The 13,032-nt window shown below is 41.2% G+C and carries 10 protein-coding genes and 1 riboswitch; of the genes, 3 read left to right on the top strand and 7 right to left on the bottom strand.

Annotated elements, in window-relative coordinates; translation table 11 throughout:
- Window positions 1-3: 3 nt before the first annotated feature.
- Window positions 4-1,227, bottom strand: coding sequence for an HlyD family secretion protein (locus HWV02_RS02405; protein WP_211689610.1), 1,224 nt, complete (start codon window positions 1,225-1,227; stop codon window positions 4-6).
- Window positions 1,221-1,514 (bottom strand): MFS transporter, encoded by a 294-nt coding sequence (locus tag HWV02_RS02400; RefSeq protein WP_211675619.1) that lies wholly within the window; start codon window positions 1,512-1,514, stop codon window positions 1,221-1,223. The genes HWV02_RS02405 and HWV02_RS02400 overlap by 7 nt, the downstream gene beginning before the upstream one ends.
- A 244-nt stretch (window positions 1,515-1,758) precedes the next feature.
- Between HWV02_RS02400 and HWV02_RS02395 the strand changes: the two genes are divergently transcribed.
- Together HWV02_RS02395 and HWV02_RS02390 are read left to right on the top strand one after the other, a co-directional pair.
- Window positions 1,759-2,961 carry a histidine kinase gene (locus HWV02_RS02395; RefSeq protein ID WP_211689608.1) on the top strand — a complete coding sequence of 401 codons (1,203 nt, stop codon included), beginning with the start codon at window positions 1,759-1,761 and terminating at the stop codon, window positions 2,959-2,961.
- On the top strand, window positions 2,954-3,547 hold the full coding sequence (locus HWV02_RS02390) for a response regulator transcription factor (RefSeq protein WP_211689606.1): 594 nt from the start codon (window positions 2,954-2,956) through the stop codon (window positions 3,545-3,547). The genes HWV02_RS02395 and HWV02_RS02390 overlap by 8 nt, the downstream gene beginning before the upstream one ends.
- A 745-nt stretch (window positions 3,548-4,292) precedes the next feature.
- On the opposite strand, the gene HWV02_RS02385 is transcribed toward HWV02_RS02390, so the two are convergent.
- The 5 genes from HWV02_RS02385 to rluD all read right to left on the bottom strand — a co-directional run bounded on the left by HWV02_RS02385 (window position 4,293) and on the right by rluD (window position 12,035).
- Window positions 4,293-5,390, bottom strand: a complete 1,098-nt coding sequence (locus HWV02_RS02385; protein WP_211676417.1) for an RNA-guided endonuclease TnpB family protein — start codon at window positions 5,388-5,390, stop codon at window positions 4,293-4,295.
- 301 nt (window positions 5,391-5,691) lie between these two features.
- The gene (locus tag HWV02_RS02380; RefSeq protein ID WP_255550582.1) at window positions 5,692-7,131 is read right to left on the bottom strand and encodes a sodium:alanine symporter family protein; all 1,440 of its coding nucleotides are present in this window, start codon (window positions 7,129-7,131) and stop codon (window positions 5,692-5,694) included.
- A 124-nt stretch (window positions 7,132-7,255) separates the two neighbouring features.
- A riboswitch (glycine riboswitch) is annotated at window positions 7,256-7,351 on the bottom strand.
- A gap of 269 nt (window positions 7,352-7,620) precedes the next feature.
- Window positions 7,621-10,194: an ATP-dependent chaperone ClpB gene (clpB, locus tag HWV02_RS02375; RefSeq protein WP_211678312.1), complete on the bottom strand. Its 2,574-nt coding sequence runs from the start codon at window positions 10,192-10,194 to the stop codon at window positions 7,621-7,623.
- Window positions 10,195-10,292: 98 nt separating this feature from the next.
- Complete coding sequence (gene pgeF, locus HWV02_RS02370) at window positions 10,293-11,048, bottom strand: peptidoglycan editing factor PgeF (protein ID WP_211679954.1); 756 nt, start codon at window positions 11,046-11,048, stop codon at window positions 10,293-10,295.
- 6 nt (window positions 11,049-11,054) lie between these two features.
- Window positions 11,055-12,035 (bottom strand): 23S rRNA pseudouridine(1911/1915/1917) synthase RluD, encoded by a 981-nt coding sequence (gene rluD, locus HWV02_RS02365; protein WP_211678311.1) that lies wholly within the window; start codon window positions 12,033-12,035, stop codon window positions 11,055-11,057.
- A gap of 137 nt (window positions 12,036-12,172) precedes the next feature.
- On the opposite strand from rluD, the gene bamD reads away from it, so the two are divergent.
- Window positions 12,173-12,910 (top strand): outer membrane protein assembly factor BamD, encoded by a 738-nt coding sequence (gene bamD / locus HWV02_RS02360; RefSeq protein WP_045111887.1) that lies wholly within the window; start codon window positions 12,173-12,175, stop codon window positions 12,908-12,910.
- The last annotated feature ends 122 nt before the right edge of the window (window positions 12,911-13,032 follow it).

The raw sequence follows: 13,032 nt of genomic DNA, 5'->3' as shown, positions 1-13,032 counted from the left end.
TATTTACATGGTGTAGAAATAGTATATTTGTGATTTCATCCGAATAATAATACCGCGAATAACATCTAAGAAACCAAGAAAACCAATGGGTTTCACACCACTGATCCAGGCTAAACCAACAGCGCCAACGGGAATGTCATAATCCTCGGTCTCAATCAGTTTTAGACGCACAAAATGATGTTTATTCATTAAATTCTGTCCCGTGGTAACTCGAACCGAGGTTTCTCTTGCCAGCAATGAACCTTGCGCTTCGCCTGTCGCTTCTATAATCCCTTCTACTTCCGCAGCAAAAATATGACCTGGGTAAACCGCAGACGCAAACTCTGCACCTTGGCCAACTTTGATATTGCGAATGGCTTGGTGGTTAACACGCATTAGTACGTATTTTTCTTTGGTATACATTTGAATACGCGGCATCGCACCTATGTATTGACCTTCACGAATAATAAAATTTGTTAAATAACCATCGGCTGGCGCATACACACGGGTATTTTCTAAATTCCACAGTGCTTGTGCGTACACTGCGGTTTGATTGGCTAAATCAGCTTTACGACTATTCACAGCATGTTTGGATTTGATAGTATTAAGCTGGGCTTGTTGTGCACTTAGTAGTAATTTTTCAGCTTGAGATTGCAACACTGTCAATTTAGCTTCCGCAACTTGTACCGCAGTTTTCTGCTCATCTAACTTACTTTCAGTGATGGTAAATGCAGCCACTTTGTTTTGATCAATATAGCGCTGCAATGTCGTCTTCTTCCAATTCATATCGACGTCTATTTCAGCTTGTTGATCGAGGTTGATCTTTATCTCTTTATTCGAGATCGCGTATTTAGATTCATTAATACGCACATCATCTAATGACGATGTTAACGCAACTTCAGCACTCTTCACTTGCGCAGCAGACTTATTCAGTGCGATCTGATAAACCTGATCTTCAAGTTCATAAATAAGCTGACCTTTGGTGACTGTTTGATTCGGTTTAACATAGATCGTTTTAATGTTGCCGGTCACCTGCGTTGAACCAGGGCGTAACTGAATATGTGGCGACTGCACTAATGAACCACCCGACAAATCCATTGGTGTATAAGTAATTAAACCAACCCAGACGAATAACAACCACGCGGATCCACCTATATAGGCAAAGCTCTTAGAATATTTATTCCATGGCATACCAATTAACCGTAATAGATAAATAAGGAATGCCCAGACAGCTAACCCTTCTAGCATGCGTTATTCCCCTCTGACTTCCAAATATCTCGTACTTTTGCAATGGCTTGTTCTGCATCGACAAACGCAATAATCACCGCAAGTACCCACACCCAATGCCAAATAAACCCGACCCAAGTTAATGTCGTGATCAAGGTTAATTGTTGATGGCTATTTTTATGCGCCTGATGAATAGGCACCTCATGAAACTTCCAAAAACCAATTCCTGCTGCAGCCACCGTTCCGATAAGCACAACAGCAGCAACAATATGTAACCCCGTATCAAAGCCAGTGCCCACAAAAGGCATAGATATTAAACTCACAGGTTAATTCCTTAATTAGCTAGTTTAGTACCTACAAATTAGGCCTAAAGTAAATAGCAATAATGAGATCGATTATATTCGGGAAAGGAAGTGAAAAGGTACTCGTAGAATTGCTAGGTTTACACATATCAACTATTTTTTTATAGCCAAATCGCACGTAGAAAGCCCATAATATATTACTGAAATGACACAAATGACATCTAGCTTAAACGTAATGAGGACGCTGCATATGCGGGAGCTGCCCAACATAAATGAGACTGACTTAAGTATCGAACAATTTACCTTTGAGGTTTCCAATTGGTTACTGGAAAACGATACCATCGACTTACTGACTGCGATTGAGTCTTCGCTAACTGCTTTTTTGCCTTACATCCAAGTTCAACGCATGTCGTTGGTTCGTTTAACGCCAGATAATCGCTTTGAAGGCGCACTTGCTGTTGCGGCTCCTGGTTACAACCCGGTTTCTTTACCGGCACAGGGACTCTACTCACCTTATCTGGAGCAGATAAGTAAAGGCGAACTCATTATTGCAGAAGGTAATCTGCTCGATATTATCAATCATGATGAATTGCTGCTCAAAAAGATGGAAGGCATTATTTCTCATATTGTAGTGCCCTTTCGTGTGCGTGGTCGTATTTGGGGTGGTATTACTGCTAGCCGCTATATCGAGCCGGTGCATTGGCATGAAGACGCCATCACAGGGATCCGAAGTTTTGGCCAGATCCTCGCATGCACTTACGAGCGTTACGCCTATTGGGAAAAGCTGCAGCATAAAAATGAGAAGCTCGAGCTATTATCTCACCATCTAATGGATAGCCAAGAAACCGAGCGTCGACTGTTATCTCGTGAATTACATGATAATTTCTCGCAACGCATGGCACTATTAACCATTAAAGCATCATCGCTTTCGCAGACCTTGACTGTCGACAGTGATAAACAATCCGCAAATGCACTACACCACGAGATCCAAAATTTGGCTAAAGATATGCAAGCCTTATCACGATCGTTACACCCTGCGATCTTAGAAGATCTCGGTTTAATCACCGCATTAAAAGCGGAATGTCGGCGCATATCCACAATCAAAAATATTGATATGCAAACTTTATTCGACCCTATTCCGACGCTTAATAAAGAACTATCTCTCAACCTTTACCGCATATTACAAGAAACATTAAACAACGTTACCAAGCATGCGCAAGCGTCTGCTGTATTTGTATTGATGCAGTACAATGAAGGTAATCTTCACTTTCAAATTATCGACGACGGAATTGGTTGCAACCTGGATTTAAACCAAGCAAGAGGCAGTATCGGATTAATCAGCATTCAAGAACGCGCGCAATTATTTAACGGTACAGCGGCGTTCACCTCTCCAGAAGATGGCGGCTTTATCGTTGATATTATGATCCCGACCTTAAAGGAATATTATGAGTAATATAGTTTTAGCCGATGATCATCTGATTGTAGCGCAAGGCATCGCCAGTATTTTACAACCTGAGCATCAGATTTTAGCCATTGCCAAAGATGGCTTAGAATTGATCGAACTGGTCAAACAGCATCAGCCGGATTTAGTAATTACCGATATTAGTATGCCAGACATGACCGGGATTGCAGCTATTGCAGCGTTAAAGCGGATTAATAAAACCGTGAAAATAATTTGTCTCACGATGCATGACGAACAAGAATATGCCGAAAGTGCAATGTCTGCAGGCGCAAAAGGTTATGTACTCAAGCATGAAGCGAGCGAGAGCTTAATCGAAGCAGTTAACCAAGTATTGGCGGGAAATGAATATATCTCGACCTCTATTTCAGTAAATACCGATAGACCAAAATTATCATCTCGTCAAATCAGCGTATTACGTCTATTAGCTCAGGGGAAATCTGCACGCCAAGTCGCAGATGAACTGTTTATTTCACCGCGCACTGTCGAATTTCATAAGTATTCGATCATGAAATTAATCAATGCAAAAACCAGTGCCGAGTTAATCCAATATGCACTTAATCATGGGTTAATGGATTAAATCAACACCACGAAGAGCACATAGCTAAAAATAACAAACAAAAAACCAGCACTTATCTGTTGGTTTTTTTATGTCTGTAAATCATCATTTCAATTACTTAGCCCAGCCGTGTAATTAAATTACAATAACGTACTTTAATTACGTAATTTAACTACAAAAATAAGCGATGTAAGTAAATAAAAATCAACACGACTTAAATCAACAACTTAAATGCAAATTAAAAACATACATTGTTGCAACATTACCATCACTTACCTTTATTCACTAGCCACAACGCTAATAATAAGCCGGTTCTTTAATGGAATGTGACAATCCTCTCGATATAGTTCTTCATTGTTATGCTGACCACATGCGTATAGCACAGCCTTTTTTATTAGCGCCATAGTTTGTTAACTTTAGTACAACAAGACAAGATCACAAAAAAGATCGCTCGGAAGCAGATGGGAAAAGTAGATATTGCCACTGGGAGCAATTTATTCTTTAGCTGCATAAGCATATGAGGAAAGAGCCTATTTGCGTTTTGGACTTATTATCTCGAGAAGAATTTAAAAAGCATGTAAATATTGTAGATTATCAAAGAGGTGGAGGATGGGGTCGTATTCTTTACTGTGTTGAAGCTCACCCAGCTAAAGCAAGGTGATTCTTGTCGTCAACGGTTTAAGCATTGTGATATTAAATCACTTTAGACTTCTAAAACCTCTTACAAGCATTTAATGTGTCGGTACTACCTACCGCCACAAATTATTTAAGCTGTTATCCTCAACCCTTCATTGTGAATATTGATAGCAGCGTTATGATCTCTGTCATGAGTTGCACCACACGAACAAGACCAGTTTCTTATCGCTAATGACCACTCACCTGAATACAGCGAGCCACATTCATTACACATCTTTGACGATGGGAACCACTGGCTAATAGCTGATACTTTACGCCCGTACCAATCCGCTTTATATTCTAATTGCCTTACTATTTCACCGAAATTAGCATCGTGGATATGTTTAGATAGCTTACGGTTCTTAACCATATTTTTGACTTTCAATGACTCGATCCCTATCACTTGGTTTTCGTTTATAAGTGTCGTCGTCATTTTATGGGTAAAGTCTTTACGGCAATTTGCTATCTTTTCGTGAATCTTAGCAAGGGTCAATTTTTGTTTATTGAAGTTGTTAGAGCCTTTTTTCATTTTGGCTAATCTGCGTGATGCCTTGGCGAGTTTTTTCGCGTATTTATTGGTTAATCGTGGATTATTGAACTTTGTTCCGTCCGAACAAATCGCTAAGTCTTTAATACCGACATCAACACCGACGGTCTTATTCACGACTGGTAGCTGCTTAACATCTTCTTTTACAAGCATTGATACAAAATATTTACCTGATGTTGTCTTTGATACCGTTAATGAGCTGGGTGTACCAGTAAACGGCCGTGACCATTTAATCTTTAATGCTTGCTTCATTTTGGCGAGTATTAGTAATTGCTTGTCCGCGCTCCATTTGAAGCCGTTACTCATATAGCTAGCAGATTGATTACCGTGTTTATGTTTAAACTTAGGATAACCAAAACCTGATTTAAAAAATGACTTAAAGCCTTTATCGAGATGCTTTAGTGATTGTTGCAATGGCACGCTAGAAACAGCTTTCAACCATGAAAAGTTGGGATTCTTTTTAAGCTGAGTGAGGTTTTTACTCCAATCGTTATAATTGGTTTTATTACCCAATTCGTATTGCGCTTTAGAGAAGCCAAGCGCTGAATTGTAAGCGAAACGAACACAACCAAATGTATGAGCAAGTATTGTTACCTGCTCATTGTTTGGGTAGAACCTGTATTTATACGCAATAAGTTTCAATTTTCAGCACCTTACATGACTGTATATATATACAGCACTAAGTTCTAAACTTAGACTCTATGTGCAAATATGTCAATATTAGTAACAAAAAAAAGTGCTTATTGCTACGCAATAATGACTTACATCACCGCCCTAAAGGACAGTGTTTTTCGTCAAAGGTGATAAAATGATTTTTTAATACTTATCGTATGATACTGTCGATAGATATGGTTAGGCAGAATCTGCGTGTTTTTATTATGAAGGCATTAATTAAATGAGAGAAACGATAAACAATGTCTATTTATCGCCTCTCAACATCTATTTATGCGGTTTGTTGATTCGCACTTAATTGATCAAAGAATAATCGAGTTTCGGCAATCACCACATGACGTAAACCAATCAAACCAATTAAGTTCGGGATCGCCATTAAGCCATTCACAATATCGGCCAAGATCCAAATCAGATCCAACTGTAAGAATGCGCCACCAGCGACCAACAAAATATAGAAATACTTGTAAGGTTTAATACCTTTCTGACCAAACAGATATTGCACACAACGTTCGCCATAGTAGTTCCAACCGAGAATAGTGGTAAAGGCGAAAAATACGAGCCCTAAAGTAATAACGTATTGACCAATTAACGGTGATAAACCTTGTTCAAATGCGAGCGTTGTCATCGCAGCGCCGGATGTTTCACCACTCCATACCCCAGTTAACACCAATGTGAGACCTGTCATGGTACAAATAATGATGGTATCGAAGAAGGTACCTGTCATTGAAATCAGCCCCTGCTTCACACAGGAATCTGTTTTTGCTGCCGCAGCTGCAATCGGTGCACTGCCTAAACCGGACTCATTAGAAAACACACCACGCGCCACACCACTTTGAATAGCCAACATCACAGTCGCGCCTAAGAAACCACCAGTTGCCGCTGTTGGCGTAAAGGCACTGCTGATAACTAAGCCAATTGCATCAGGCACCGCTTCGATATTAAATAATAGAACCAACAACGATGCGAATACATAACATACCGCCATAAATGGCACAGTACGTTGAGCAATAGCTGAAATAGAGCGAATACCGCCTAAAGTCACCATAGCGACTAATACCGTCAGTATCCCCGCCGATAACCACACCGGAATATTAAACGAGATTTGAACAGCATCAGTAATAGCATTCACTTGTGGGAAAGTACCAATACCAAAACACGCCACACCAATACCAAACAAGGCAAAGGCTTTCGCTAGCCAACGACTACCCAAGCCATGTTCAAGATAATACATAGGACCGCCCGCCATTTGTCCATTGTCATCAACAACACGGTATTTCACCGCCAATAAACATTCCGCATACTTGGTTGCCATACCAAAAAAAGCCGCCATCCACATCCAAAATAATGCTCCGGGGCCACCCATTTTAATCGCAGTGGCTACACCGACAATATTACCGGTACCGATAGTGGCAGAAAGTGCGGTACATAATGCTGCAAAGCTACTGATATCCCCCTGCTTTTTGTTATGTAGATCGCTGTCGTCTTTATCACCTGAAAACAGGTACTTTAGCGCTAAGGGTAATTTGGTGATTTGTAAAAAACCTAAACGCAAAGTGAGATACATTCCGGTGCCGACCAAAAGTAATAATAATGGCGGACCCCAAATAAATTGATCAATGCTTTGCAGAGTATTTTGTAGGGTTTCTAATAAAGAAGCTGGTATTGGTTGTAGTAAAGAAAATTGTAGTACTGCTAATTCTAAATAGTGCATTAAAAATCATTCCTCGAGAATGTGAATCTGAGGAGGATGTAATTATTCAAGATGGGTAAACGAAGCAAAAAAACCACGGCAAAAGCCACAGCAAAAGCAGACGTGAAAGTACGCAAAAAAAATAATCCTATCCTCTGTCCTTTGTACCTGAGAGTTTCAACGACATTGTCGCTTTGCTCCTTCGGCGTCCAATTGAATGGATCTCTCCAGAGGCTCGTCCAGTAACAGTCCATGCTTTTTCTTGCGAAATAAAGCGCCTGAAAGATTTACTTCTTCGGCGGGCACATTGGCCACTCTCCTGCTACCTTCATCCGAACTTAGTGTGGATATACTGCAGTATCAAACACTGCAGGCTGATAAATATTAACACGGATAACTTCAACAAAAACAAATATAGTAGTTTGAATGATTAACAATTAATCTTTAGGCAGAAAAAAGCCCTGTTAATCAGGGCTACTTTAATTATGCATTATTTATGGTCATTCACGATTATTGACTAACGCTTAACTCATCATCAACTACACTTATCTTAATCGATTTACCAGGTACTACCTCTCCCGCTAAAATAGCATTGGCTAAGCGATTTTCAACCTGCTTTTGCAATACGCGCTTTAGCGGCCGAGCACCAAATAAGGGATCGAACCCGGCGTCAGCTAATTTTGCTAATGCACCAGGAGTAATCGACAAACTATAACCCAGCTGTTTTAATCGCGCCTCTAATGACTTCAACTGAATCGCAGCGATCTTCTCAATGTGATTACGCCCTAACGGGTGAAACACCACAGTATCATCAATACGGTTGATAAACTCAGGACGGAAGCTCTGCCCAAGTAACTCTAATAGGCGTAATTTCACCGTATCATAATCATGTTTACCGTATTCTTCTTGAATAATATCCGAGCCTAAATTAGACGTCATAATAATAACCGTATTACGGAAATCAACAGTACGTCCCTGCCCATCCGTTAAACGACCATCATCCAATACTTGTAATAGAATATTAAAAATATCCGGATGGGCTTTTTCAATTTCATCCAGCAAGATCACTGAATAAGGTTTCCGACGTACCGCTTCCGTCAGGTAACCCCCTTCTTCATAACCGACATAACCCGGAGGCGCACCGATTAATCGCGCAACTGAATGTTTTTCCATAAACTCAGACATGTCAATACGGATCATGGCTTGGTCTGAATCAAAGATAAAATCGGCTAAGGCTTTGCATACTTCGGTTTTACCGACACCCGTAGGCCCCATGAATAAAAAAGATCCCATCGGACGGTTTGGATCAGCCAACCCAGCACGGCTACGTCGTATCGCATTGGATACCACGCTAATCGCTTCGGTCTGACCAATCACCCGCTGATGTAAGTTATCTTCCATCGCAAGCAGTTTTTCTTTTTCGCCTTCCAGCATCCGGTTAACCGGGATCCCTGTCCAACGCGATAGAATGTCAGCAATTTCGGCTTCACCAACCTTATGCTTTAGCAAGGTCATATCTTGCATTTCGGCTTGGGCAGCTAAATCCAATTGCTTTTCTAACATAGGAATAGTGCCGTATTGCAGCTCTGACATTTTATTTAAATCGCTAGCGCGTCTGGCCATATCCAATTCAACACGGGCTTTATCTAACGCTGATTTTATGTGTTTAGTACCAGAAAGCGCTGCTTTTTCAGTCCGCCAGATCTCATCGAGATCGTTAAATTTATCCTGCTTCTCAGTCAATTCTTCCGCAATCGTCGATAAACGTTTAATACTGGCTGAATCATCTTCTTTTTCCAGCGCCTGCTGCTCAATTTTAAGTTGGATAATACGACGTTCTAACTTATCCAAGGATTCTGGTTTTGAATCCATCTGTAAACGAATAGACGATGCCGCTTCATCAATCAAATCAATTGCTTTATCAGGTAATTGACGATCGGAAATATAACGATGAGATAAGGTCGCCGCCGCCACAATCGCCGGATCAGTAATATCAACATTGTGATGTAGTTCATAACGTGATTTTAAACCACGTAAGATGGCAATGGTGTCTTCAACACTTGGCTCTTCAATCAGTACTTTTTGAAAGCGACGTTCAAGCGCCGCATCCTTTTCAATGTATTGACGATATTCATCCAAAGTGGTCGCACCCATACAATGTAATTCACCACGGGCTAATGCTGGTTTAAGCATATTACCAGCATCCATCGCGCCATCACCTTTACCAGCGCCAATCATGGTATGTAGTTCATCAATAAACAGAATAGTTTGGCCTTCGGTTTGCGCCAGCTCTTTGATCACTGACTTTAACCGCTCTTCAAATTCACCACGATATTTGGCACCCGCAATCAACGCGCCCATATCCAGAGATAGCACACGTTTATTCTTTAGCCCTTCCGGCACTTCACCATTTACAATTCGCTGTGCTAAACCTTCCGCAATCGCGGTTTTACCCACCCCAGGTTCACCAATTAATACTGGATTATTTTTAGTGCGGCGTTGTAATACTTGGATAGCACGACGGATCTCGTCATCACGGCCAATCACAGGATCCAGCTTACCGACTTCGGCACGTTCAGTTAGATCTAAGGTATATTTTGTTAAAGCTTCACGTTGTTCTTCTGCGCCTTGGTTATCCACTTTGTCACCACCACGGATCACATCAATTGCATCTTCAATACTTTTACGTGTACCACCCGATTTTCGTAATAATTGCCCTAACCGCCCTTTATCTTCAACTGCCGCAAGCACAAACATCTCGGAAGAAATAAATTTATCTTTACGTTTTTGGGCATATTTATCGCACAAGTTTAATAACATGTTTAATGCAGACGATAGTTGAATATCACCTTGGGTACCTTGCACCTGTGGTAAGCGATCAAGTTCGTCATTCAGCTGCCAGCGCAGTGAATTGGCATCAATGCCTGCGGCTGTCAATAATGGGCGAATGGAGCTATGGTCTTGGTTTAATAACGCGATCATCAAGTGTATAGGGTCGATAAATTGATTATCTTTACCCAGAGCAAGTGACTGCGCATCAGAAATAGCCATTTGGAATTTAGTGGTAAGTTGATCTAAGCGCATAACAATCTCCTATCAGTCGTGGCTATAATTATAGTCGTTTAATTGGCTGGGAATATTTAGCAAGGCACTAAAACCCATAATTATTATTTGGGGATTATTTATTGAGATTCAAGGTAAATCAAACTTGCCTGGCGACCCGTTTGGTTATCTCGTCGATATGAATAGAATAAATCAATTTCGCGGTAAGTACAGTGGTCACCACCGTAAATGTCAACCGCATTAACCGTTAACGCTTGTAGACGTTGACGCGCTAATAAATATAAATCCGCTAACCATTTATCACCATCGGCAATAAACGCGCGGCTTGCTTTTGGATCATGTGCAATAAAGGCATCACGTACTTCACTGCCTACTTGAAAATATGCTTGGCTGATTGCTGGACCTAACCACACTAATAGTTCATTTGGTGTAGCAGTAAGCTTCGCAATAGTATTTTCAATAATACCATCGAGTAAACCACGCCAACCAGCATGAATAGCAGCAACTTGCGTACCCGCTTTATCGCAAATTAATAGCGGTAAACAGTCTGCCGTCATCACTAAACAAACTTGCCCCGTCATCTGTGTTACAGACGCATCAGCAGCAGGAAGTTGATTCGTATTGTGGGATTGCCCCACTAAACTAACAACCTCGGTACTGTGGGTTTGATTCAACCAATATGGCTGCTGCGGTAAACGAGCAGCGGTCATTAACAACTGCCGATTTTGCCACACCAACTGACTGTCATCTTGCACATGCAAACCTAAATTTAGTCCTGCATAGGGCACATGACTAACCCCACCCTCACGAGTAGTGCTTAGCGCCTTTATATTATCCGGCGCGGGCCAGTTTGGTTGAATAAAACGAGGCATAATCAATGATTAACTGATGAAATCATCAATCATGTTTAACGCAGTATCTTCACGTAGGATATGAATTAATGTATTCATATCAGACGGACGTTCTGCGCGCCACATCATCATTTCCCCTGTTACTGGGTGCTCTAATTTCAACATGCGAGCGTGTAGCGCTTGGCGGCCGAAACCACGTAGTGCTAAGACTAATGTATCAGTTGCATTACCCGGTGGCTTTGGACGACCAGCATACACAGTATCACCAACGATAGGATGCATAATATGAGTCATGTGCACACGGATTTGGTGAGTACGACCTGATTCAAGACGCAGTCTTAATAACGTATGTGCACGGTATTTTTCAGCAACACGGTAATGTGTTTTTGCTGGCTTACCCAGTGGACGAACAGCCATTTGCGTACGTTTAGTTGCGTGACGACCGATTGGCTCATCAACAAAGCCACCCGCAGTCATAGTACCTGATACAACAGCTTCATATTCACGCGTAATACGACGAGCCTGTAGTGCAGTTACTAAATGCGTTTGTGCTGGAATTGTTTTCGCAATAACCATCAAACCCGTTGTGTCTTTATCTAGACGGTGAACAATACCAGCACGTGGCACGTCAATAATGTCTGGATAATGGAATAGTAGTGCATTAAGCACTGTACCATCAGGGTTACCTGCACCTGGATGCACAACAAAACCAGCTGGTTTGTTGATAACAAGAATGTCATCGTCTTCATACACGATATTAAGTGGCAGATCTTGTGGCTCGTAACGAACTTCTTCGTCAACTTCAGCGTTTAAGATAATTTTATCGCCGAATTGCATTTTTTCACGTGCTTTAACGACAACTTTGCCATTTAAGTTAACAAATCCTGCAAGAATCCATTCTTTCAGACGTGAACGAGAATAATCTTGGAACATCTCGGCTAAAACTTGGTCTAAACGTTGACCGACTTGGTGTTCTGCAACGACTGCAGAAAGTTCTATATGTTGGCTCATAGGTAGCAGGGACCCTCTTCGGTCCTAATTTTCAGTATAATTACAGGATTCAGGCTATTTTAGCCTTTTATTTTGCTGTAGCATATTGGCTACGTAACTATTTTTCGCATTAAGCAATTTGGAATTTATCCAACCTAATGAAAAAATCAATAAAATTAGCAATAAGTCTATCGCTCGCACTGGTTGTGGCAACAGGTTGTTCTTCAAAATCAGAACCGACTGTACCGGATAAACCAGCCATCGAGCTATACAGCATCGCTCAACAATCGTTACAAGCGGGTAATTTTGTTTCCGCTATTGAAACGCTTGAAGCGCTTGATACACGTTATCCATTTGGCCCGCACACTGTACAAGTGCAGTTAGACTTGATCTATGCTTACTACAAGAATAGTGACACAGCACAGGCATTGGCCAATATAGATCGTTTTATTCGCTTAAATCCAAGCCATAAAGACATAGACTATGTCTACTATATGCGTGGACTTACCAATATGGGCGCGGATTATAACCTATTTCATGACCTATTTAATATAGATCGTTCAGATCGAGACCCAAGTTATGCAAATGCAGCCTTCAATGACTTCACGCGCCTGATCAAACGCTACCCAGAAAGTGAGTATGTGGCTGATGCGCAAAAGCGTGCGATTGCAATTAAAAGTCGCCTCGCACGTTATGAATTGTCGGCAGCTGAATATTACATGAAACGTAAAGCCTACATAGCGGCGATCCAGCGTGCACAGTATATTATCGATAATTTTGCAGATACAGAGTCACGAACTGGCGCATTAAAAGTAATGATTAAAGCGTACGACATTTTAGAACAGCCAACGCTTAAAGCTAACGCCGAAAAGATCTTAGCAGTTAACGCGGATTAATGATCTACGCACCTCGCTAACGATTATTAAGGCTAAAAATAAAATATAAAAAAACGGCGTCTATGTAAATAGACGCCGTTTTTGTTTTCGATTACCGTATGCAAGTAATCGCCAGTTCACAC

This window comes from Moritella sp. 28 (assembly GCF_018219435.1).
Classification (GTDB): Bacteria; Pseudomonadota; Gammaproteobacteria; order Enterobacterales; family Moritellaceae; genus Moritella.
This window is presented reverse-complemented; position numbering and strand designations above follow the sequence as displayed.